Consider the following 23,435-nt stretch of genomic DNA (forward strand, 5'->3'; position numbering starts at 1 on the left):
TATGCCTGTACCAACCAGCAAATCTATCATGATCGAAAAAGTGAGGAGAACCTACGCGTGAAGAAGAAAAACCGCCTGTCGTTCATGCTCAATCTGCTGCTTGTGGCCAGCTTGGCCGTCGTACCGATTCCCCCGCGCGCGTATGCCAGCGACACCGTCGACAATTCCGCCGCGCTAAACGGCATAGAGACGCCCAAATCCATCTATGAAATGGCTGCTAACTCCCCGTCCGCGGGCGTTGCGGAAGGCGAGCAGATCTCCGATGTGTCCGGCGCGCTCAAGTATGGCGTCACCGACTTTACCTTGCCTGGCCGCAACGGACTGGACGTCACCGTCAGCCGAATCTATCAGAGCAACGCCGCGCTGGTCTGGAGCCCGAAGGCCGTCGCGCAGAGCTCGTCCGCCGGCTTCGACTACGACAACCAGAAGGAACCCACGACCTACGAGGAGCGCACGTCCAACCTGGGCGTCGGCTGGTCCTTCGCTTTTCCGTCCGTAGAAATCCGCGGCACCAAGCTGCTCGCGCATCTGTCCGACGGCACCGTCTACGAGGTGGCTGCAGGCGGTAATGGCTTCGTCAATCGCCCGCTTCAGGACCTGACCTTTGCGCCGTCGACCGAAACGCTTACCACCAATAATGCATCCGGCACATCGGTATCCGCCACGGCCGCTTACAAGATGACGGACACGCTCGGCACGAGCGTTTACTTCAACAGCGCAGGCAACTGGATCGGCACCAAGGATGCGTATGCCAACGTCATCCTCGTGCAGTACGCCAACCAGCCGATTCTTGAAGGCACGCCATCTCCTCTTATCAGTAAAATTATCGACACGCATAACCGGGAGATCACGTTTGCCTATACGACGAACTCGGTAACGATTACGTACGCGCCGGGCAAGCAATTTGTCTATGGAAAAACGCTGATCAGCAACGAAGGCAAAAAACGCAACCTCTCCACTGTCGAGAACGAACTCAGCGAGAAGACATCCTACGCGTACGACAAAGGCGAAGTTTACTTCGACTATGATTCCACCTCGGGTCCGAACGGTACGGACACGCTCTACTCCGATCTGGAGCGGATTACGTATCCAACCGGCTCCTCCACGAACTATGTATACACGGACAACCTGGTAACCAAGCGTCTGGGCGACAAGGGTTATATCGGTTACTATCGCGTAGCCGCCCGTTACGACCAGATCAAGGATACCAAGTACAACTACACGACCTTTGACTACACGAATAACGCAGATTTCACCAATCCGGCGCAAACGAGCTACGCAACCAAGCGCACGGTCATCAGCAATCCGAACGCAGCATCGCACATTCCGCGCGTCGAGAAAATCTCACTCACGACGAACCTAAACGGCCAGCACCTGGTCACGAGCGTGATTGCGGAAAAAACCGGCGAGTACAGAAGCGAGACTGGCTACACTTACGATACCGCCAAAAAATTGCCGACGACGATCACGGCAACCAGCCATGATTATACGCAGACACCGGCTGCATCGGGCACGGAGACGAACTCCTTTACCTATGATGTCTATGGCAATGTACTCACCGCGACCAATGCGGTCGGCCATGTCAGCACTTACACGTACGACACGCAATACCGAGGACTCGCCAAGCGCGAGCAGACGACGGTCTCCGGCATCCTGACGGATGACGTCGTCCATACGATCGACAGCGCCAAGCCGCAGATCAACGCGACGACGCAAAACTACACGGACGACAACGGCCAATCGGCCAGCCTTCAGTGGAGCTATTTGTACGACAGCTACGGCAATGTCACCCGCGTGACGCAGGCGCTCGAGGCAGGCAAGAGCCAGCGCACGGATATCGCCTACGACTCAGCGTACAAAAATGCATACCCGACCAGCATCAAACAGTATGTAACGAGCAGCACCGGCACGAAGACGCTGGAGGAACGCTACGTCTACGACCTCCCGACCGGACGTGTGACCAAGCATTATGACGGCAACGCCGTTGCCGCCGGTGCGCCTGCGGGCAGCGAAGAATCCTATGCCTACGACCCTGTCGGCCGTCTGACGCAGATTACGAACAAAAAGGTTACGGGAGAAACGGCTGCAGGAACGCGCACCTACGATTTCTCCTACAACACGAACCAGCAGCAAGCGACGCTCGTCTCGACCGACGAGGAAGGCAAGAAGACGACCGAGATTTATGACGGTCTGGGCCGCTTGTACAAGGTCCAGATGGAAAAATTCAATAACAACAACTCTCGCGTGTTCTACGACTTGCTGACCAACTATTACAATGAGCTTGGCGAATTGGCCTATAGTGTGGATGGTGCCGGGCACCGCACCGACTATAGCTACGATGCTGCGGGACGCCAAGTGTCTACGACGTCGGGTGAGGGTCGCATCCTGGGCCAGGCCTTTAACGACCTGCTGCATCAATCGACGACGACCAGCGATTATGGCGCTGCCGTGACGCAGACGACTGATGCGATCGGCCGTACGACCGGCACGCAAATTCAAGGCGACATCGGCACAAGCCCGCTGACGACCAGCACTTCGTATGAAATCGGCGGCGACCCGTTCAAATCCCAGACAACCGACGCGATGGGCGGCATCAGCAGCTTCAAGGCAAACGGACGCCATCTGTTGGGCGGCGTGACGCAGGCTGCCGATCCCACGACACCGACAACGACCTCCTACAAGTACAATCAGCTGGGCAGCTTGACCGAAAAAGTGTTTCCGGACTTGTCGTCCATTGTCTATAACTACGATGAGCTGGGACGTCGTTTGTCCAAGAAAGACTCCGTTCAAGGCACCGAGACGTACACCTATGACGACAACAACAACCTGACCGGCGGCATCACGCGCAAAGGGACCAACGTCACCAATACGTACGACGAGCTCAATCGCCTGAAGGGCTGGGCAAGCGGCGCAGAGAACGGCAGCTACACCTACTACAAGAATGGCCTGCGCAAGACGATGACCGACGAGACAGGGACAACGCAATATTTTTACCGATTGGACAATCAGCTGGAGAAAGTTATCTATCCGGACGGCAAGTTTATTCAATACGCCTACTACGACAACGGCCAAGTAAGCTCCATCACCGATCCGTTCGGTAAAGTCATCAACTACGAGTACAACCAGGACGATCAGCTTAAAAAGGTAACCGTAGACGGTGCCACGCAGGGTGAGTACGTATACCGCGACAATCTGGCGACGACCGACCCGAGCTACAAAAAGTCTTCGCAGTTGTACCAGCTGAAGCTGGCGGGCGGCAGCCTGCTTGAGACGTACACGCACGACGGTTATGGCCGTCTGACGAAGCTTGCGCAATCCGGCACAGGGTTCAGCCAGGATTACGACTACAGCTACGACAACAACGGCAACATCCTCACCCGCGACGACGGCACAACGACCGGCACATTTACGTACGATGGCCTGAATCAGATTTTGACCAACTCTGAAGGCAGCGAGACCTACACATACGACGCCAAGGGCAATCGTCTGACGCTGGAGTCGAGTACCCAGAACCCGACCACCGACACGATCGCCTACACCTACGACGATGCCGAACAGCTCAGCACAGTTACGCGCAATGGCGACACTGTCAGCTACAAGTACAACGGTGACGGCCTGATGACCGAGCGCACCCAGACTGTGGGCGGCGTGAGCACGACGACCCGCTACTACTACGAAGGTGCGAACATCATTGCTGAAGGTACGGTCTCCGGCAGCACAGTTACGTTTAAAGCGCGCTACGTGCGCGGCGCTCAGCTGCTGTACCGTGAGGATGCTGCGGGTAATAAAGCTTACTACCTGCACAACGGCCATGGCGATGTTACTGCCCTGCGCCAAGCGAATGGTACGCTGCTGAACGAATACAGCTACGACATCTGGGGTAATCCGCTCGTCGCCAACGAGACCATTGACAACCCGTTCGGCTACGCCGGCGAGTATTGGGATGAATTGACGACGCTGCAGTACCTGCGTGCACGCTGGTACGATCCAGGACTCGGACGGTTTATTTCGGAGGATACGTACGAGGGTCGGGTGAATAGCCCGCAGAGCTTGAATCCGTATGTATACGTGAGTAGTAACCCACTTAGATATATTGATCCAAGCGGTCATATTCAATTAGACGACTGGGATACATTATCTACAAGCAATTTGGAGGAAGTGCTCGTATGGACCGGCGTATACAAACGACAAAAAGCAAAGGGCAACAAGTCGGGATGGGAATTCGCACATGCTCAAGCAGAGTCAGCACGAGATCGGAATTTGATGGAGATGGCGGATGCTGTTAACCAACAAATTCAAGATGCAATAGAACTCGAACAATTCAAGGGCGATTTAGTCGAGTCATTATCTGACACATTAACCATGGATGCAACTAAAGTTATTAAGGGAGAGTATAGGTATGCTAAGGGACATCATATACATGCAAAGGCGGGTTTTAAAAACAATGTGAACTACGATTCAAATACCGGATTTTCAATAAGTGATTCTTTTATGGATAATATGAATTGGAACCATCAAAAAATGACTAACAAACAGAGAGAATTATTTAAGGAGTTGAATACTAGTGGAAGACCAAATACCATGAGAGAGCATTCGCGTATCGCTGTTGAAGCATTAGAAGCAGGTGGAGCAACAAGGAAAGAAGCACGAGGTTTAGTAGCGGAATCATTGCTTAATTTGAGAGCCCAGTATGTAAAAAATCCAACAAATATTCCATGGTATAGGTAGGAGGATTATATGTCAAAGGAATTGGAGCAATTTGGGGAAATATTAATCCGGAATGTAAGGGATAAAGCAATTTCTCAATGGGAGAAAGTTTTTTCGGGTACCATGAAAGATGAAACCAGCAAAAAAATTTATGAGACAAGCGTAGAGATGCTATCTGAAGACCAAAAAAATTTCCTTCAAGATACTATTTCACAAGTCGTTGATACTACCCTGCACTATTTACTTTGGACTCTTGAGGAAAATGAGCGATTAAATTTGAATATTAAAAATGATGAAGGATTGGATGTTGGAATTAAAAATATTACCGATGGTCTGCCGGGAGAGTTATATACTGAGGATGGATGGATCCTGAAATTTAGCAAAAAGAGGTATTTGGAGCCATGATCTATTACATTCGAGTCTGTTCTGATTCAAACAAAGTGACGGACTAGTCGGTCCAAATGCCATTTAGCATCGTTATTTGATTCCTATTTAAATATCGCTTTATGTTCCCTCGCCGCCGTCTTTATTCAATTGTTTAAATACGTCGTTTTCGAGTATTTTAGTGAATGGAGCGAAGTTTCCGAGCATAGCGAGGATGAGGCATGGCCTAAAGCGAAACGAATACTCTCCCCTGCCCCCTACGGCGAATACGGACGTTACGAGTCCCAATGTCGCCGTTAGGGGTCTTTTTCCTTCTTATTTAATACAGGCCTGGTGCCCTAGACCGCGTCTAAGCGCCTTTAAAGATGCTGTAACCATTGCTAACTTCCCAGCTCAAGGGGACACTGATGAACTGTATGAAATAACAATAATTGGAAATAAAATAGCCAACCAACTACGAGTTTAATTACTTGGGAAAGGATGATCTATGATCAGCCTGCCAGCATTGCTTGTTGGCTTTTTTCTTTATCGGCGAAAACAAATGGCGGCCCTGTGGCCGCCATGCTTCTTTATACTTCGGCTATACTTGGTTTGCGATGCTACAGCTATATTCAATTTTAATTTTATGTTCATACTCAAGCCACCCACTAGAACATATTAAATATCTGAAATAAATTAAACTCTATCGATAATTCCTTTTAAATCATCAAAGAATTTGTCACTTAAGATTTTTTGATCTTTCGCCACTTCAAACAACTCAAGCAGTATTTCTTCACTAAGATCAAGGGGCCTGGACACAAATTGAAGTTGGTTTTCTTCCCTCTTCTTATAAAATGCAAACTGGACTTCGAAATTTCCAGTAGACTTTACCTTAATCTTTTCAATGGCATGCATATCATCGTCTTCTTGCAAGATTCCCCGCTTCCAAATTTCACAGTACTTTGTCGCTCTTAATGGCTTCAATCGCCTGGCCCCCTTGCTTTATAACCGCCAATCTTCTGCTTAGCATTTGTCTTCAATAGCTGTTCGTTCTTCCCACTGGTTAGCAACAAGGTCGACTTCCTGTCATTGCCGTAAATGCCCCTTTTACGATGGCCGACAGCCTCAGTATTATTCTTAATGCCAAACGGCACCATCATAATTCAGTTCTACGACATACAGACTAACAACTGGGCTTACTCCGACATCTCAAATATGAGCCAACGCGGGGTCGTGAGTGGGTACAGCGACGGCTCGTTCCGCCCGAACAACCCGATTAGCCGCGAAGAGTTCGCGAAGATGATTGCCGTCACCTTCTCACTGGATCTAAACGCAGTGGAAGACGTTACATACAGCGACGTTCCGTCTGACCGATGGTCGTATCAGTACATCGCAGCCACCAAGGAGTACCTGACGGGCTACTATCCGCCAAAAGGACTTGCTTCTTTGATCCGCAATCGAATGCTACCCGAGAAGATGTAGCACCAGCTCTCGTGATGATCGTCGGGCTGAACACGGATAAGTACAGCACCCACTTCACAGACGAGGATCAAATATCTCCGGGCCTTAAGACATACGTAGATGTCGCGGCCGACCATAACCTTATTAGCGGCTATCCAGACGGGACATTCCGTCCACAAGCTTCGATTACACGTGCCGAAGTCGCTGCCCTGCTCTACAGATCGATTAAAGGCATCAGTGGACAGGCTCCCGCTTCGGGCTCAACCGGTTTATCTGGAGCACCTGAAGAGGATAACTCGTCCGTCAATGACGATGCAACCAAAGCACCACCGCTACGAGTTGATGTTATTCGTCAGTCTACAACGCCGGCAGCCAGCGCAATCAATAATAGCACACCAATCAGCGTGATCGTACAGGGCGAGACTGCACCTGATGCACTCGTTACGATTAACGATAATGACTCCCCTGTTATGCCTGACGAGCAGGGAAAGTTCAGCGTCACGCTGGGAATCGACAAGGAAGGCACATACGACTATGTGATCGTCTCTAAGCGAAACGGGCTGTCCACCACGGTAAAGAAGAGCATCACGATCACCATTGAAGCTCCGAAGCTGTCTCTGGAGGAACCTGAACCGAAGGTTACGACCTCCAGCAGCGCGAACATATGGTTCATCTGGACGGACAAGAACGATACGAAGCCAAAGCTGTATGTAAACGGAGAGGAACGGACTTATAAGGTCGGAGGCGGCGGTGGAGCGCCGGGAGTATATAACGGCCTTGTGGAAGTCGCTCTGCAGGATGGCGAGAACACTTTCACGTTCAAGGTTGTGAACCGGTACGGCAAGGAGAGCAACGAGGTTACGAAGGTAATTCAGTACAAAGCGGGATAAGCAGCCACGCCATGGGGCCTTTACGGTTAAAGAAAAAGAGCCCTGACTACAGGGCTCAAGGATAGTCTATGTAGGGCCTATTAGAGAAAGGGTGGCAATCACGAATTCTTTGTATGCTCCTCTTCGAAGCGGTAAGGAAACCATATTTTTTAAAAGCAAGAATAGCATACGAAGAACAGGTCGGGTAATGCAAGCATTTTGGATTTTTGCGTTTATAGAATCGTTGGTATGCCCTTACCAAGATTATTGGCAGCCAATTGATTATCATTGAGCTATCATTTCTGCTATTTGGGAATAAACTTTCCTGATTTCATAACCCTTCTCTTTGGTTGGAATAGGGATTACAACAGTACCACCTGAAGAGCTTATTCTCAGTTGAAATACCTTCGTAGTGCTGCACCCACACCCTTCGGAAGACTGACCTTCTGTTACTTCAATAAAAGATATTTTTTCTAGTGGAAGGATGCCGTCTTTCTCGACAAAGTTTTTATTATCCTCCATCACTTTGGTCTTATAAACGACTCTCTTGTTAGTTAAAGCAATCCAGTAGTTTTCTCTGGAACCCGAGTTTCCACAACCACCTTTGAACGCGATATACGAGAAATAATAAACCACTTCATTGGGCATTATTTGCATGGAAAGATCGCTTGTAATCCTTCGGTAATAGGTCTTAAGCTCATAAATACCTCCAGCACACAGTTGTATAGGGAATAAGTTCTACAAAAAAGGACAAATTCCTCCTTTGCCAAATCCTCACAAAACGCCACTGGCTTATTTAGTTTACTTTGCCGTTGTAGAAAGGATTGGGCAGAATTTCCTTTATGGCTGTTGTGGAGAAGGTGTTGCCTATCTTAGTCCTGTAGCCGTTGTGGTTAAGCTCGTTGGCAATACCTTTTAATCCACGACCAGCGGCGTAAAGCTCGAATATTTTTTGCACGATGATGGCCTCTTCCGGCACAACAACAACAGCCTTAGACCGCTTTTTTAACCGCTACGAAAACTGGAGCAACAAGCGAAGACGGGGCAAGAGCGATGAGCCGACTGTTTCCGTTGGAAAACATGAAGCCATTATTCACGATGCGTTATGGGAGAGAGTACAGTTCCTTCTGCAGAAGAAGTCGATCACGCCCTCACGCATCTTTGACGGTGAGTTCCTGCTAACCGGGCTGATTCGTTGCCCCAAATGTGGCGCAGCGATGGTTGCTAGCCGTACCCGGAGCAGGAAGACGAAGACAGGAGAAATCGTAAATCATTTGTATTATTCATGCGGAGCATTCCGAAGCAAGGGGAGCAGCGTGTGCTCGGCCAATAGCATTCGAAAACAAGTGGCCGAAGAAGAAGTGATGAACCGGTTAGCGCGGGTACTGTCCAGAGACCACATTCTAAAGACCATCGTGGACAAAATGAACCATCGGCTCACTAGCGCGCTCCAAGTGGAGCTAGAGCACATTAGAAGCCAATTAGAACAGGCTTAATCCAAAAGAAGTCGTTACCTTGATGCGTTCGAGCAAAATCAACTCGATAAGTCTGCCGTGGCTGAAAGAATGCAGGAGATACAGGCTGATCTTATCAAGTTCCGAGCAGAAAAGTCTCGGCTTGAGCTAAAACTCGCTGGAGACAATAGTTCTCCTGTCGTTTTTGAACAGGTACGCGAGTTGATAAATGGATTCCATCAGGTACTTACCACCGCGTCATACGAACAGCGAAAAACGTTGCTGCACATGTTTATCAAGCGGATTACGATGAACACAAGCAAGAAAATCGAGAAGGTTGAATTAAGCTTTGATGAGAATGTGGATTCCTATTTCTCCACTCCTCCTGCTGTAGCGGCGGGGGAGTCTCTTGGGACAAAACAAGCTGGGAAGCGGGAGAAAATCGAGATAGCGATTTGAATCTATAAAAACATTCCATAATGACTCTCCCTTAAAGCTTATAGGGTGAGCAGTTTTATTATGTGACAACGTACAAACAGTATCCGGAGCCACTCGCTAATGGTTCATCGGTTATGAATGAGCCTATGCATAGCAAAAAGCGCGGGAGTCAATGGGGGCAACTGTTAAACGAAAGGAGAACCTCCATGATGGATGTTCTCCTTTCGGATGACCTCATAACACTGTTGGCATTGGAATAGGAACAAAAGCCTCTGCTGGTTGATCAAAAAATCCGAACTTTCGTAATTTCGCAATCTCATCTCTTGCTACATCTGCTGCTAGAGATTTCAACAGATCAATTCTATTCACTCCGTCAAGAGTAAAAAGTTTCGGAGGAGCTTCTTTGGAAAGCCGATACACATTATTATAGGTAGGATGCCCAGCAAGCAACATGGCCGTTCCCAAAGACGCAGAGTCTTGTGCCCGCATAAATAATTCCGTAAGTCCTTGAGGGCCCCAATCTTTATAACCTAAGTTAGGCTTTTCCAAATTAGCATGATATGCTTCATGTGTACAGCCTAAACTAAGCACTTGTATTTCTTCTGGTTTCCAACCTAACACCCCAATAGCTTCAACTACAGCAAGGCCAACGGGATTATTAGCAAATACTCCACCGTCAACAAGAGGGACACCGCTGGCTGTCCGAAACGTATCAAAGTAAATTGGTGCGGCCGAAGTTGCAAGTCCCACCTCAACTGCAGATACTCTCCAATCCTTTTCAAATCGTTCGTGATGACGAGTTTTAAATATATGTACACTGCCTGTTTGAATATTGAATGACGGAATAACCAGTCGGTTGCGACTATCACCAATTCTAAGGCCTTGAAATGTTTCGACCAAAGCACTTTTTAACAAATTAGCTTCATACTTTGTATCAAAAATCATATCGGAGTAACCAAAAGATGCTTTATGGACAAGACCAGAGAAGAGGCCTTTCTTCTTCGGAATAAAGATTCTAGGTCCATGAATCTCATAGAAGCTCACTATCTCTCTTCCGGATAAACCAAGACCTAGGGCGAGTGCAATTATCCCCCCTGTCGACGTTCCAACAATTAAATCAAAATAACGAGAAATAGGATTAGGCAATTGCTCTTCTATATGCTTTAAAATGGCGGCGGGGAACACTCCCTTAATACCCCCACCATCAATGGATAAGATACGTTTCATTTAAAGCTCCCCCTCCCCAGAGCCTTAGGTTTACCACTAACAGGCAGACCAAGGTACAATGGATTAGTGTAAAAAATTACTCCGACGCCACTTCTCTGCTTTCGGATAGTATAGATACTTCTTGCAAGTAGCAGATTCCCCCTGGAACATAACTGCTAAACTAAATGATCACCTGTATATAAAAGCTTTCTCGAATTTGTAATGAAGTGTGTTCCCTTGCTCAATTCCTTTGTAAGAATTCCCAACAGCGGACAAGGTCACTTTCAAACTTAGTTGCGTCTTGATAGTTATACAAATCAATAAGCATCGGTCCGTGACAATTCCTTATTTTTAGATTACTACCACATGGACAAGGCAAATGCCCTCGAATTTTATCGAAAGACAATGCGTATAACATTTGCATTGTCTTGTCGACCGAACTGACCTGAAATAAATCCATATAATATTCAAGTAAGCCCTTTCCATTATGACTTAACTCACCGTACGGGAGTTCACCGTTTCGTTCATAATTTACATACGAGTACAGATAAGGGACTATCAGTTCTTTTATGAATCCTAACAATGTAGGATTCTTCGAAAAGGTGATTTTCATTGCAAGTGGTGTCCCTAAACACAACGTGTCATTTACAAATTTATGAAATTCTTTCGAAATTCTCCCTCCCAATTCTCTTACATTTGGGAGGGAATGCGGATAAGTCGTCAGCACTTCAATTTCAATTAAAAATGATTCTTTAACTTCCAATCCCATAAATTCAGCCCGAAATTCGAGTGTGCCTCGAATAAAGTACCTGTGGTCATGAGGAATCAATACAAGATCAGGAAAACAATCCCGAATTTCTTTATACTGCTCCCACACCATCTGTGCATTCATTATGATTCGCCCCAGGGCTTATTAGGTGATGCAATATGCACCATGGGCGTTGAAGACATGGCTGCGCTCGTCGGTAAACCTAATGCTCTCGCTGCACTGATTGAAGCTTGACCGAAGCTTGACTCGTATGATTTAACAATTTTTCCGATATCGCTTGTCCAGATAATCTCTATAATATCTTCCTTAACCCACGTCGCCCATTGAAAAAAAGCTTTTGCCTTCTGGTGGTTGTTTTCATGCCATCGGTCAGCAAAATTCTCATTCGGATTAACTGGGTTGGGTATGGACCACGTCCCGTCGGCCTTCCGTTTTATTAAGGTTTTTCCATAAAGAGACGTATTAGTGCCAAAATCGGGTTTTAAAAAAGCCGACAGTGCATCAAGTTCATTCACGATATTGCGTAACGCTAGAAATACATTTAGCTCACCGTTGTAGAGTCTGGCTGCCAAAGTTGTAATAATCATTGATATTGGTTTATCTGATGCCCAAGGGTGATTTGTAAAGCGAACATCCCGATGACGCTTTAATATCTGGATTGCACGCTGCAGAGGAGTTTTAATAAGCGCGTCGGGTACTTCGTCGATACTTGCATATATGTCCCTGTTCTTTTCAAAAAGGCTGCGCTTTTGCATTGATTTTGCAGATTCAAAGGCAGCTTTATTAATATCATCAAACCAATCTCCGTAACCACTAGGATTGCTCGAATACCAATTATAAGTACAGTCCTTATTCTTATGTGTTATAGCGATAGCCTTCTCGGCTATTCTGGAGTCAATAAGACTTGCTCTCGAGGAGGCATCCTCGGGAGTAGCGGGCAGAACATCGAGGTGAAATCCTATTCCGTCCTCTTCTGCATAAAGCAAGGTCCAACAACGACGCCCCTCATCATCCAACATTTTTCTATACTTCTCATGTTCTGAAATTCGTGTTCCTACGATTTCCTTTAACTTTTGTGGAGTGATGGTTTTTTTCAAAATTTTAAATTCACTTACTAGATCGATATCATAATCGGCGTCTCTTCCATTTCGTACTGGTCTTGTGACAGTCCCAAGTCTGAATGAACCTTGTGGGTAAAAATGGATGTCTTCTACACCATCAAACTCGCCTTCAGCAATCCAACTGCTAACAGCAGTATATCTTTCGACAGCTTGCTTATATTTTGTAGGGGAAATGTCAAGTCGCGAGGCGATACCTTCTAATAAAGAAGATACCTTTGATTCCAGTTCACTTGTCATAAAAAGTTCATCCTTCTCTTAATTTTTTTGAAATTTAGAAGGATATCCGTCGCCCATGACGTATACATAGGTATAGGTGTCTCAGTTATACATATGTAGTGTGCAACTCGCGCTACACCGATATCTTCTTTTTAGGTAGAGAATGCCACTTCTCACCAGATAGCGGATTGCCGGAAGACAAGCGTAGTGTGCCACCACTTACGCTTGTTTTTGTTTTCTACATCTCATAGAATCTCCCCTGTCTAAGAAATTTAGCACTCAAAACAACTGAGTGCTATTATTATCCATTATACAGTAAAGCTGTGTGCCCCTACAAGCAATGACGGGATCATTCGTTCCCCATTCGCTGAGTCAATTTAGTTAAGTCAGAACTCAGACTATAGCAACTATCAATGTCAATTATCGATGAACAAGTCAATTAACAACAGGGCGAATATATGGCGAGCAGAACATTTTTTTCGCCGTCACTTATGGTACGGTTCCCCCCGATTTATCTTAAACGCCCGATACACCTGCTCCAGCAGCAGCACGCGCATGAGCTGGTGCGGATAGGTCATCCGCCCGAAGCTCAGCTTCTTGTCGGCGCGAGCCAAGACGGCGGGCGAGAGGCCGAGCGAGCCGCCGATGACGAAGGCGACGGCGCCGCCGCCGTAGACGGCTTGGCGGTCCAGGTGCGCGGCCAGCTGCTCGCTGGACCAGGCGTCGCCGTCGATGGCGAGCGCGACGACGTGCGCGTCGGGCTTGAGCGCCGCGAGAATGCGCTCGCCTTCGCGGACGCGGACTTGCTCTTCTTCGGCCGGGCTCATGGCGTCCGGCGTCTTCTCGTCCGGCAGCTCGCGGATATCGAGCCTGGCGTAGGCGCCCAGCCTTTTCGAATATTCGGCCACGCCGTCCGACCAGTACTTCTCCTTCAGCTTGCCTACGCATACGATCTGAATTTGCATCATGATGATTCAACCGTCCTTCCGATCTTGCGATCCTCGTTCTGTTATCTACAGCTTATCCCATCGGCCGCGAAGGACGCAAAGGATCATGTGTTTATACAAGCCCCCACCCTCACACCACCCCTCTTTCCGTCAAATCGCAAACAATCCAAATAATAAACAATCCGCCCGCCCTGGCTTTCTCAATAAATGAAAACAACCAAAACATTGGAAAATGGAAGACCGTTCCCCGAGGGCGTAAGCTCTCCAGGTAGCCATCTAACTGTGCTCGAGTGCATCCGGCGAACGGTGCTATGAGTGCATGGACGAGAGGGGGCGAGACGCTTTTCCCGGCACAGCGGCATCGGCAAATTGAAAGCGCTTCGATCTGCATCCGGCGACGACGCACAACCTGTATCTGACACCGGCGCAATTCAACAGCGCGATCAAAGTCCTCAAGCAACCAAAACGAGCCTAACGAGCCTGATCAGGGAGGAAAGCGAAGAATGAAAAGAACGCTGCTAGTCATCCTTACAGCCATCCTACTGGCGGTCGGCGCACTACCCGCAGCCCCAATCCCCACTGCCACAGCGGCCGCGCCAACCACGCCTGCTTTAACCGCAACACCCTCCGGCGCGCTGCAAAACTCGTTCGACACCGGCACCGCAGGCCAGCCCTACGGTCTGACCGACTGGGCATCCGCCGGCTGGAACGCGCCCTGGCTGCTCGGCGACGGCAGGAGCCAGGTCGACGGCACCATCAGCCACAGCGGCGGCAAGTCGCTCAAGGTCCTCTATCCGCAAGGCAAGATCGGCCCCGAGGATTCGGGCTATCAGTCTCCGTTTCAGCTGCCGTCGGCGGATGAGTACTACCTCTCCTACTGGGTGAGGTTCAGCCAGGACTTCAGCTGGGGCACGACGGAATACGCCGGCAAAGTCGGCATCGGCTTGGCGGGCGGCGGCGCCTGCTCCGGCGGCGAGGTCTGCACGGGCGAGAACGGCTTCAGCTCCCGCCTCATCTGGCGCAAGGGCGGCCAGGCCGCCATCTACTATTACTCGATGGGCCATGAAGGCGAATACGGCGACTACGCCGTGCTTCAGCACAACGGTTCGGACGTCTATTATCCCAAGGAGCAATGGGTCAACATCGTCCAGCGGCTCAAGGTGAACACCGTGACCAACGGCCAGGCCAATCCCGACGGCGAGATCGAGATCTGGTACAACGGCCAATCCGCGGCAAAAATAACCGGACTGCGCTTCGTGACCAACGCCGACAAGGTGGACAAGGCTTACTTCTCCTCCTTCGCCGGGGGAGCGACCGCTTCCTTCGCGCCGGCGAACGACTCTTACATTTGGTACGACGATGTAAAAGTATCCACCAACAGCGCCGACATCTGCGAGCTCAACAAGGGGGGCTGCAGCGGCGAGTGGGACGACGAGACGACCGACCCGCTGCACGATCTGCGCATTCGTCCGGTCAGCGTGACCGCCAGCACCTATGAGGAAGGCAACGGTCCGGAAAATACGCTCGACGACGATCTGACGACGCGCTGGTCGGCTGAGGGCGAGCAGTGGATCCGGTACGATCTGGGCGAGAGCCGCGAGCTGTCGCAAGTCTCGGTCGCCTTTTACCAAGGGCATGTGCGCTCGACGAAGCTTCGTATCGAAGGCTCCGACGACGGCGATACGTGGACCACGCTGTTCGAGGGACAGAGCGCCGGCAACACGACGGAGCCCGAGCCGTTTGTCCTGACCGATGCCAAGGCGCGATACATCCGCATCGCAGGCTCCGGCAATACGGTCAACCAGTGGAACAGCATCTCGGAGGTGCGCATTTACGGCGTGCAGAAGGACGATCCCGGCGGGCCGCCGCTGAAGGATAAGCTGGTCAACGCGTTCGAGACGGGAACGGCCGGACAGCCTTATGGTCTCGCGGACTGGACGCAGGCGAACTGGACCGCGAAGTGGTTGCTCGGCGACGACCGGAGCCAGATCGACGACGGCGTCAGCCATAGCGGCTTCAAGTCGCTCAAGGTGCTGTATCCGAAAGGCAAGATCGGCCCGGAGGCTTCCGGCTATCAGGCGCCGTTCGAGCTCAAGTCCGCGGACGAGTACTACTTGTCGTACTGGGTGCGGTTCAGCGAGGACTTTAGCTGGGGCACCAAGCAGTTCGGCGGCAAGCTGGGCATCGGCCTGGCCGGCGGCGCGGCTTGCTCGGGCGGTCAGATCTGCACAGGCGAAAATGGCTTCAGCTCCCGCCTCATCTGGCGCAAGGACGGGCAGGCGGCCGTGTACATTTATTCGATGGGCAACGCGGGACAGTACGGCGACGAGGCCGACCTCAATTACCGCAACGGCTCGCCCGTCTACTATCCGAAGGGAACCTGGTTCAACATCGTGCAGCGGGTCAAGGTGAACACCGTGACGAACGGCCAGGCCAATCCCGACGGCGAGGTGGAGATCTGGTACAACGGCCAACACGCGACCAAGGTGACGGGCCTGCGCTTCGTGACCAACGCCGACAAGGTGGACAAGGCGTACTTCTCATCCTTTTTCGGCGGCGCGACCGACGATTATGTACCGGCCAACGACTCGTATGTCTGGTACGACGACGTCAAGGTATCGACGCGACTCGCGGACATGTGCGAGCTCAGCACGGGCGGTTGTGACTATTCGTCCGACGATCCGATGGCGGCGTACCGCATCCAGCCGGTCGGCGTGACGGACAGCGGTCATGAGGAAGGCAACGGTCCGGAAAATACGATCGACGGCGATCTGTCGACACGCTGGTCGTCCGAGGGCGAGCAGTGGATCCGTTACGATCTGGGCGAGAGCCGCGAGCTGTCGCAGGCATCGATCGCCTTTTTCCAGGGCGCCGCGCGTTCGACGATCTTCCGCCTTGAAGGCTCCGACGACGGGGACACGTGGCGTACGCTGTTCGACGGACAGAGCTCCGGAAGGTTCACGGATCTCGAGCCGTTCGCGTTGAACAACGCCAAGGCAAGATACATCCGTATCGCAGGCTCCGGCAATACGATCAACAAGTGGAACAGCATCACCGAAATACGTTTTTATGGCACGGAGGAAAATGGCGGCGGCGATCCCGGAGGCGGCAACGAGCCGGGTGGCGGCATCGAGCCCGACGACGGCAGCGACCCGGATGGCGGCAATGATCCCGGCACGGGCACGCCGAGCGCGGACCGGCGCGTCAACTCGTTCGAGCTGGGCACGGCCGGACAGCCGTACGGTCTAAACGAATGGCGGAAGATGGACTGGACGGCAAAATGGCTGCTCGGCGACGCCCGGAGCCAAGTCGATGCCGACGTCAGCCACAGCGGCTTCAAGTCGCTCAAGGTGCTGTATCCGAAGGGCAAGATCGGGCCGGAGGATTCCGGCTACCAGGCGCCGTTCGAGGTGAAGCCTGCCGACGAATATTACTTATCGTATTGGGTGCGGTTCGACGAGAATTTCAGCTGGGGCACCAAGCAGTTTGGCGGCAAGCTGGGCATCGGCCTGGCGGGCGGCGCAGCTTGCTCCGGCGGTCAGATCTGCACGGGTGAAAATGGCTTCAGCTCCCGCCTCATCTGGCGCAAGGACGGGCAGGCGGCTGTCTATATTTACTCGATGGGCAACGCGGGACAGTACGGGGACGAGGCCGACCTCAATTACCGCAACGGCTCGCCTGTCTATTATCCGAAGGGCGAATGGTTCAACATCGTGCAGCGGGTAAAAGTAAACACCGTCACGAACGGCCAGGCCAATCCCGACGGCGAGGTGGAGATCTGGTACAACGGCCAGCACGCGACAAAGGTAACCGGCCTTCGCTTCGTGACCAACGCCGACAAGGTGGACAAGGCGTACTTCTCCTCCTTCTTCGGCGGCGCGACCGAGGACTATGTACCGGCCAACGACTCCTACGTCTGGTACGACGATGTCAAAGTGTCGCCGCACCGCGCCGATATGTGCGAGCTGAACGCAGGCGGCTGCGACTATGCGGCCGACGATCCCCTGGCGCAGCTGCGGATACAGCCGGTGGGCGTGACGGACAGCGGCCATGAGGAAGGCAACGGTCCGGAGAAAACGATCGACGGCGACTTGTCGACCCGCTGGTCGGCCGAGGGCGAGCAGTGGATCCGGTACGATCTGGGCAAGAGCCGCGCGCTGTCGCAGATCTCGATCGCCTTTTTCCAGGGCGCGGCGCGGTCGACGATCTTCCGCATCGAGGTGTCCGACGACGGAGACACGTGGCGCACCCTGTTCGACGGCAAGAGCTCCGGGCGGTTCACGGACCTTGAGCCGTTTGCGCTGGACGACGCCAAGGGCCGGTATATCCGCCTCTCGGGCTCCGGCAATACGATCAACAAGTGGAACAGCATCACCGAGGTTCGTATCTACGGCACGTCGGGAGACGACGGCGGCGATCCGGACAACGGGAACGGCAATGGGAACGGAAACAATCCGGATAACGGAAATGGGAACGGAAACGGGAATGGCAACAACAATGGCAGTGGCAACGGGAATCAGTCCGGCAACAGCAACGGCAGCGGCGGCCCATCCGGTCAGGAAAACCCCGGCAATCAGCTGCCCGAGGCGGAGCTGAAGGAAGTGATGAAGGTCATCGCTTACCACTGGGCCAAGGCGGACCTGATTCGGGCAGCGGAGTTGAAAATCTGGGACCTGCCGCCCGTCGGCCAGCCGTTTAACCCCAACAAACCGGTTAACCGGGCGGAATGGGTACAGCTGCTCGTTCGCGCGCTGGGCCTTGAAGCGCCCGACGGCGCCACGCCTTTTGCCGACGTGTCGGGACTCGACGACGAGCAGCAGCGTGCCGCAGCAGCAGCCTTCCGGGCCGGCATCGTCACCGGCTTCGAGGACGGCAGCTTCCGTCCGAAGCAAGAAGTGACGCGCGCACAGATGGCCGTCATGCTGGCCCGGGCGCTGAAGCTATCGGCTAGCTCAGTTCCGCCAGCGTCCGCCTTCGCGGACGACAAGTCGCTCCCGGCCTGGGCGCGAGACAGCGTCTACGCACTGAGCCGGCAAGGCGTACTCCGAGGCCGCGGCGGCCAGACGTTCCAGCCGGGAGGCAACGCGACTTTTGCCGAGTCGATCGTCGCCTTGCTGAGAGCGATCGATCTGTCGGACGCGCAAGCTTGATCATACAAAGTCAAAAGGCACCTGCCCAGGTGCCTTTTGATCGTATCCGTTCAGCTATCGCAGTTCTGACGCTTGCCGGGTGCTTTCATTTTTCAATAAATCAATCGACGATCAGTTCATACCCCGTCAGTTGCTTAATGTCGGCGATCACGGCTGCCTTCTCTTCCGCTTCGATTGCAGCGGCGTTCGCCGTCTTCACGGTAACCTCCCCCTTGTCTATGCGAATGGACGGCGTCTTCTTGACGCCCCAAGCCGGGGGAACCCGCTGCATAACGACCGCCAGCACTTCGTTCTGCTTCGGATTGCGCGCATAGGAGATCGGCAGCCCAATCCGGTCGGCAAGCTCCGCCATCCGCGCTCTGTATCGAACGGCAACTTGCGGCGTAATAAAATGAAGCTCCATCAGCCTGCCGGAGGCTGTCTGGTGAAGGCTCGCTTTGTAGATGGTCAGGTTGTTCTCCTCGGCCCAGCGTTTAATCTCTTGCTGAGCCTGATTCGCCTCCATCGGGAAGCTGCCGGGGCCGGGAAGCGCGATATCCTCCGTGCCGCCGGCGGCGGATGCGAAACCTGCTGCAGACGCGCCGTTTGTCCCGGCTTGTCCGGTTAGCACCAGCTCATATCCCGTTTCCCGATTGAACTTCGTCCGGATGTCCGCCCAATCCGGCGGTTCCGCACATTGCACGACAAGCTGTTTCGTCTGCAAATGAATCGACGGGTTCCCTGCGAGGCCGGCGCCAAGGAGCGTCCTCGCCAACTGTGCCATCTGATCCTGCCGCACCGAATCGGAGAAGCGCACGGTCCAGCCTGTCAGCTCCCGCAGCTCCCCGGCGATGCGCTCACGCTCGTCCGCTCCGACCGCATCGGGATAATCGAAGGCGACCACGATCGCGGGATGGGCGCCGTCTATCCCTTCCGTGCCGCATCGGAGAAACCGCGGATGCCCGCTCATCCGCTCACGCACTGTATTCAACGCGGTGGCCGGGTCCATGCGAATGCTTTGGACGGGCAGCGACAGATTGCTTAACGCCGCGATTGCCGATTCGTCCAACGTATAGAGCACCCAGTCCCGTTCGCCCTGCCGCACGCGATGTATATGCGAATCAGGCAAGGCCAGCAGCGCAAGCGCCGCGGCAAGCTTGTGCCCGATCGAATCCGCCCCGATCGCCGCGCACACCTCCGGCAACGTCGCTTGCGCCGGAGCCTGCAGCCGCTCCCAGTGCAGCTCCCGCAGCCGCGGCCGCGAATACGCCATTACGGCCGGGATCGTCTCTTCCAGCTCGTCGACCGCTCCGCCCCACTTGCCCAGCGTCTCCGCCACCGACGACGTGCCCGCCTTCACGATGGCCTTCTTGCGGAACGTCTGGCAAGTCAGCGTACGCATCTTGCTATGGATGCCGATGCATATAGCGGGATAGAGTTTATCATCTTCATCCCGCAACAACAGCAGCTCGCCGACATAGTCCTCCAGACCGGATTGCCGGTGCCCGCGAAGGGCCGCGCGCTCGCTGCCGCCCGGACGAGACGGCGCAGCGGACCATTCGTAGCTGTGCCCGTTTTCCACGAGCAACGGCCCGAAAGCGGGGTCGATCCGCTGGGACAACTGGAAGCGCGCGTCGTCGTCTCCGTGAACAAGAAGCGTATGCGCCGGCTGCAATTGCTCGATAAATCGGGTCATCTCCATCGCGTCCGCATGCGCGGACAAGCCGAACTTGTCGAAGCGGCAGCGAACCGGATGAACGACGCCGTTCAGCTCCAGCGTTCTGTCTTCCGTCGCTTCCGCGAGCGCCAGCAGCTTGCGCCCAGGACTCTCCTCATCCTGATAACCGGTGATGAAGATCGCATTTTTCTCCCCGCCGATAAGACGCTCCGCATACCACTGGCTCGCCCCTCCGACCAGCATGCCGGATGAAGCGACGATGCAACCCGGCTTGCCCTGCAAAAGCATCTCGCGCTGCTTCGCGTCCTTGACCGCCACGCAGCGGCCCTCGGTCAGAAACACATCGTTATGCTGGCGAATGCGGTGCGCGACAGGCCCTTTGAGATATTGCGGATAGTCGCGATAGATTCGACAGATAGACGTCACCATCCCGTCCACATAGATCGGGAACGACGGGATCAGTCCGCGCTCCATATAATCCTGCAGCAGAAGCAGAATTTCCTGCGAACGCCCGAGCGCGAATGCCGGAATTAATGCGAATCCTCCGCCGGCAATGACTTCAGCCACATTTTCGACCAACCGCTTCTCTTCCATTTGCCGATCCGTATGTACGCGGTTCCCGTAAGTCGATTCCATGACGACCGTGTGAGGCTGGAAGCCGTATGGCAGCTTCACGCCCTGAATCGTGCGCCCCGCCTGGAACGAGATATCGCCGGTAACGAGCAATCGCTCGTCGCCGCCGGTTAGCCCGAACATGACCGCCCCGAGAATATGCCCCGCGCGCCACGCTTCCACGGTCAGATTGCCGATCCGCAACTTGCCCGAAGCCGGGAATGCGAGCAGAGACGCGAGCAAATCCTGCATCTGCTGCTCCGTATAGGGCATCAGCCGCTGCTCCTGCTTGCATCTGGACTCTAACAAGCGATAGGAATCCTGCATCATAATGCGCATCAGATCGATCGTCGGCGGAGTGGCATAGATCGGCACATTCGGGTGCATCGCCCGCACGACCGGCAAGGCACCGATATGATCGGCATGCGCGTGCGTCACCAATATGCCGTCGATGCCGCCAAGCTCCTCCAACAGGCCCAGCGAGGGCATCGGATCGTCCTGGTGCATCCGCATCCCCGCATCGATCAGCAGCCTCGTGCCGTTCATCTCTACATGAATCGAAGAGGCGCCAACCTCGCTCCCCCCGCCCAGTACCGTCAGCTTCAATGTTTACGCCTCCTGCAATCGTTCATAGTAACCGGTCAGGCGGCCTTGCGGCCGCCATTCTTCGTTTTACGCTCAGCACGCCTAAAGACCCCTGTCACGGGAACCGGGGGACGGCCTTCGCTCCAGCGACGGCTTCGGGCTTAGTCTCCCGCACCCGCACGCACCCGCTCGATCAATCGCTTATACGCCTCATATTCCTTCTCCCACAACGCCTTGCGCGATTCCACCGCCCTGCCGTCCAGCAGCGCAGCGATCACATCCAGGCACACATGCCAGCCCGCGAGATCCCGCGGCGTGTGATCGGTGATCCGCGCGATGCGCTCGATCAGCGTCAGCCGGCAGCCCTCCGGCTTCTCGGCGAGCTCGAAGCGGACGCGATCCTCCGCCCACGTATACGCGAGCACGGCGAGCGGCTCAAGCGCGAGAATCTCCATTTGCTCTGCGCTGCCACCGCCCATGTCGAACTTGAATGACCCGCCGACGCGCAGGTCGTCCACGCGCAGCTCAGGAAACCATTTCGCCAACTGCTCATTATCGGTCAGCATTGCCCATACGGACGCGACCGAGTGGTCCCATGTACGCTCAAACCTCGCCTCGTAAGCCCCGCCGTTCTCGATCGATCGGATGACCGCCAGCATGCCGAATGCCCCTCTCCTATTTAATGAAGCAATGGACGGATCGCTTTGCTCAGCACGGCCGCCGCTTGCTCGTGTGCCCGCTTGCCCGGATGATTCCGCGCGCCGACGGTGTCGTCCGTCATTCTCGGCAGCGGCACGACCGTCACCTTCTCGTCGCCCGAAGCCGCCCGGTATGTCACCGCCGCCCGCTCGATCGCGGACAGCATCGGCGTGCCGATCATCCCGTACGCCCATACGATGTGCGCATCCGGATTGCAGCGTCGCAGCTTGCCCAAAAACTGCACGACTGCCGCCTCAAACGCCGCCACGTCGTCTTCGTTCATCGTGCCGTCCGCGTTTAGCCGCTGCTTGTGCGTTTCGCCCGTCTCCGGATCACGCCATTCCGGCGAGTTGAACGCCCCGCCGTCGTTGGTCCCCAGGTTGACGACCACCACGTCCGGCTGCCAGGCGGCAAAGTCGTTCGCCTCCAAAGCGCCCAGCTCCCGATTCCGCTCGCCCGCCAGCAATCCGCACACCTGCTCATAATAAGCCGGCAGGTTCGCGCGCGGATTGTTGTCCCAGCTCGTCAGCGTGCCCCAGCCGCTCTGCGACAAGATCCGGTACTCGGCATCCAGCGCGCCCGCCGTCATCGCGGCATAGTTGTCGATGGCGCTGAACCACATCGGAATCCAGTCCTGCTCGACGGTCGCGCCGATCGCGCCTTCCCCCGACGTGATGCTGTCGCCGACGAACTCGATCTTGCGCGGCTTGTCCGCCACCGGCAAGAAGTCGCCGTCGCAACGGACCGACCGGATCTGCAGCAGGCAGCCCGGGTCGCCGCTCATCGCCTGCGTATCCTTGACGATGCGCACGTTTTTAACGGTATCCTCGTTCATTACCCTGAACACGCACAGCCAGTGCCTGCCCGCCGTAATCATCTGCCTGCTCACCGGCGCGCCGTTCACGACAACGCTGATCCACGGCTCGTTGCGATCGTAATCCGCTTCGACTTCGATCCACAGCTCGCCCGCCTTCACGTTCCACTCGACGCCGCTCCCCGTCCAGAACAACGTCAGCGGATCGAGCCGCCCCGTCGTGCGTCCGTGCACCTTCGTGTGCGCAACCTCGGACAAGGCGTACGTCCGCAGCTTCTCGTTTATCTTCATGAACCGTTCCCCCGTTTCGCTCGCTGTCTCCGATTTTATCCTGTCCGACTTTTTCGATCAACTGAGACACCTGCTG

General features: G+C 53.8%; 18 protein-coding genes. 7 read left to right on the forward strand and 11 right to left on the reverse strand.

Going from position 1 to position 23,435, the window contains the following annotated elements; genetic code table 11:
* Nucleotides 1-57 precede the first annotated feature (57 nt).
* Both ACFOTD_RS19785 and ACFOTD_RS19790 read left to right on the forward strand, forming a co-directional pair.
* A complete protein-coding gene (locus ACFOTD_RS19785) occupies nucleotides 58-4,728 on the forward strand; it encodes an RHS repeat domain-containing protein (protein ID WP_378121669.1) in 4,671 nt (1,556 codons plus the stop codon).
* Between the two features lie 9 nt (nucleotides 4,729-4,737).
* Entirely contained in the window at nucleotides 4,738-5,112 is a 375-nt protein-coding gene (locus ACFOTD_RS19790) for an epimerase (RefSeq protein WP_378121670.1), read from the forward strand.
* 654 nt (nucleotides 5,113-5,766) lie between these two features.
* On the opposite strand, the gene ACFOTD_RS19795 is transcribed toward ACFOTD_RS19790, so the two are convergent.
* Nucleotides 5,767-6,054 (reverse strand): hypothetical protein, encoded by a 288-nt coding sequence (locus ACFOTD_RS19795; RefSeq protein WP_378121671.1) that lies wholly within the window; start codon nucleotides 6,052-6,054, stop codon nucleotides 5,767-5,769.
* Between the two features lie 156 nt (nucleotides 6,055-6,210).
* Between ACFOTD_RS19795 and ACFOTD_RS19800 the strand changes: the two genes are divergently transcribed.
* Together ACFOTD_RS19800 and ACFOTD_RS19805 are read left to right on the forward strand one after the other, a co-directional pair.
* On the forward strand, nucleotides 6,211-6,552 hold the full coding sequence (locus ACFOTD_RS19800; RefSeq protein ID WP_378121672.1) for an S-layer homology domain-containing protein: 342 nt from the start codon (nucleotides 6,211-6,213) through the stop codon (nucleotides 6,550-6,552).
* 14 nt (nucleotides 6,553-6,566) lie between these two features.
* Complete coding sequence (locus tag ACFOTD_RS19805) at nucleotides 6,567-7,421, forward strand: S-layer homology domain-containing protein (protein ID WP_378121673.1); 855 nt, start codon at nucleotides 6,567-6,569, stop codon at nucleotides 7,419-7,421.
* Nucleotides 7,422-7,476: 55 nt separating this feature from the next.
* Here the strand turns inward: ACFOTD_RS19805 and yidD are convergent, their stop codons facing one another.
* From yidD to ACFOTD_RS19820, 3 genes are all read right to left on the reverse strand, one after another.
* Nucleotides 7,477-7,689 carry a membrane protein insertion efficiency factor YidD gene (gene yidD / locus ACFOTD_RS19810; RefSeq protein WP_378121674.1) on the reverse strand — a complete coding sequence of 71 codons (213 nt, stop codon included), beginning with the start codon at nucleotides 7,687-7,689 and terminating at the stop codon, nucleotides 7,477-7,479.
* Entirely contained in the window at nucleotides 7,686-8,057 is a 372-nt protein-coding gene (locus ACFOTD_RS19815) for a PH domain-containing protein (RefSeq protein WP_378121675.1), read from the reverse strand. The genes yidD and ACFOTD_RS19815 overlap by 4 nt, the downstream gene beginning before the upstream one ends.
* Nucleotides 8,058-8,196: 139 nt before the next feature.
* Nucleotides 8,197-8,379, reverse strand: coding sequence for a recombinase family protein (locus tag ACFOTD_RS19820; protein ID WP_378121676.1), 183 nt, complete (start codon nucleotides 8,377-8,379; stop codon nucleotides 8,197-8,199).
* Between ACFOTD_RS19820 and ACFOTD_RS19825 the strand changes: the two genes are divergently transcribed.
* Both ACFOTD_RS19825 and ACFOTD_RS19830 read left to right on the forward strand, forming a co-directional pair.
* Nucleotides 8,363-8,896: a recombinase zinc beta ribbon domain-containing protein gene (locus ACFOTD_RS19825; RefSeq protein WP_378121777.1), complete on the forward strand. Its 534-nt coding sequence runs from the start codon at nucleotides 8,363-8,365 to the stop codon at nucleotides 8,894-8,896. The two genes, ACFOTD_RS19820 and ACFOTD_RS19825, sit on opposite strands and share 17 nt — an antisense overlap.
* A gap of 57 nt (nucleotides 8,897-8,953) precedes the next feature.
* Nucleotides 8,954-9,313: a hypothetical protein gene (locus tag ACFOTD_RS19830; RefSeq protein ID WP_378121677.1), complete on the forward strand. Its 360-nt coding sequence runs from the start codon at nucleotides 8,954-8,956 to the stop codon at nucleotides 9,311-9,313.
* A gap of 213 nt (nucleotides 9,314-9,526) precedes the next feature.
* Here the strand turns inward: ACFOTD_RS19830 and ACFOTD_RS19835 are convergent, their stop codons facing one another.
* The 4 genes from ACFOTD_RS19835 to rlmH all read right to left on the reverse strand — a co-directional run bounded on the left by ACFOTD_RS19835 (nucleotide 9,527) and on the right by rlmH (nucleotide 13,569).
* Entirely contained in the window at nucleotides 9,527-10,519 is a 993-nt protein-coding gene (locus ACFOTD_RS19835) for a CBASS cGAMP-activated phospholipase (RefSeq protein WP_378121678.1), read from the reverse strand.
* A gap of 220 nt (nucleotides 10,520-10,739) precedes the next feature.
* Nucleotides 10,740-11,390 (reverse strand): hypothetical protein, encoded by a 651-nt coding sequence (locus ACFOTD_RS19840; protein ID WP_378121679.1) that lies wholly within the window; start codon nucleotides 11,388-11,390, stop codon nucleotides 10,740-10,742.
* Nucleotides 11,390-12,625, reverse strand: a complete 1,236-nt coding sequence (locus tag ACFOTD_RS19845) for a nucleotidyltransferase domain-containing protein (protein ID WP_378121680.1) — start codon at nucleotides 12,623-12,625, stop codon at nucleotides 11,390-11,392. Before ACFOTD_RS19845 ends, ACFOTD_RS19840 begins: the two co-directional genes overlap by 1 nt.
* Before the next feature lie 464 nt (nucleotides 12,626-13,089).
* Nucleotides 13,090-13,569, reverse strand: a complete 480-nt coding sequence (gene rlmH, locus ACFOTD_RS19850) for a 23S rRNA (pseudouridine(1915)-N(3))-methyltransferase RlmH (RefSeq protein WP_090116893.1) — start codon at nucleotides 13,567-13,569, stop codon at nucleotides 13,090-13,092.
* A 485-nt stretch (nucleotides 13,570-14,054) separates the two neighbouring features.
* Here rlmH and ACFOTD_RS19855 point away from each other — a divergent pair, with 485 nt between their 5' ends.
* Nucleotides 14,055-18,701 carry a polysaccharide lyase gene (locus ACFOTD_RS19855; protein ID WP_378121681.1) on the forward strand — a complete coding sequence of 1,549 codons (4,647 nt, stop codon included), beginning with the start codon at nucleotides 14,055-14,057 and terminating at the stop codon, nucleotides 18,699-18,701.
* 100 nt (nucleotides 18,702-18,801) lie between these two features.
* Here the strand turns inward: ACFOTD_RS19855 and ACFOTD_RS19860 are convergent, their stop codons facing one another.
* The 3 genes from ACFOTD_RS19860 to ACFOTD_RS19870 all read right to left on the reverse strand — a co-directional run bounded on the left by ACFOTD_RS19860 (nucleotide 18,802) and on the right by ACFOTD_RS19870 (nucleotide 23,359).
* Nucleotides 18,802-21,576 (reverse strand): MBL fold metallo-hydrolase, encoded by a 2,775-nt coding sequence (locus ACFOTD_RS19860; RefSeq protein WP_378121682.1) that lies wholly within the window; start codon nucleotides 21,574-21,576, stop codon nucleotides 18,802-18,804.
* 140 nt (nucleotides 21,577-21,716) lie between these two features.
* Nucleotides 21,717-22,214, reverse strand: coding sequence for an SRPBCC family protein (locus ACFOTD_RS19865; RefSeq protein WP_378121683.1), 498 nt, complete (start codon nucleotides 22,212-22,214; stop codon nucleotides 21,717-21,719).
* Between the two features lie 20 nt (nucleotides 22,215-22,234).
* Nucleotides 22,235-23,359 (reverse strand): SGNH/GDSL hydrolase family protein, encoded by a 1,125-nt coding sequence (locus tag ACFOTD_RS19870; protein WP_378121684.1) that lies wholly within the window; start codon nucleotides 23,357-23,359, stop codon nucleotides 22,235-22,237.
* Between the last annotated feature and the right edge of the window lie 76 nt (nucleotides 23,360-23,435).

It is taken from the genome of Cohnella sp. GCM10012308 (genome assembly GCF_042649185.1).
In the GTDB taxonomy this organism is placed as follows: domain Bacteria; phylum Bacillota; class Bacilli; order Paenibacillales; family Paenibacillaceae; genus Cohnella.